The sequence below is a fragment of the Microvirga sp. HBU67558 genome, assembly GCF_018069605.1.
GTDB lineage: Bacteria > Pseudomonadota > Alphaproteobacteria > Rhizobiales > Beijerinckiaceae > Microvirga > Microvirga terrae.
The window spans coordinates 1-280 of the sequence record NZ_JAGPUP010000094.1; the positions used below are offsets into that span (position 1 = coordinate 1).

At 63.9% G+C, this 280-nt stretch carries 1 pseudogene; it reads left to right on the top strand.

Annotation, left to right across the window (positions count from 1 at the left end):
• Positions 1-280, top strand: a pseudogene (locus KBI52_RS00380) (MFS transporter); the annotation flags it as partial.

Sequence of the window (280 nt, forward strand, 5' to 3'; positions counted from 1 at the left end):
TCACTCAATCCCTGATCTTTGCCGCATTCACGGCCTTTTGGACGATCCTCGCCTTTCGGCTCCAGGGACCACCTTTCAGCCTCGGTGCCGACGTGGCCGGCCTATTCGGTATCGTCGGTACCGTAGGGATCTTAGCCGCTCCGCTGGCCGGGCGCTTCGCCGATGTCCGGGGCCCAGCTCCGGTGGTTGCGCTGGGCGCTGCGCTCACCTTTGCATCCTGGTTCGTGTTCGGCCTGTGGACCTCCCTCATCGGCCTCGTGGTGGGCGTCGTCATTTTGGA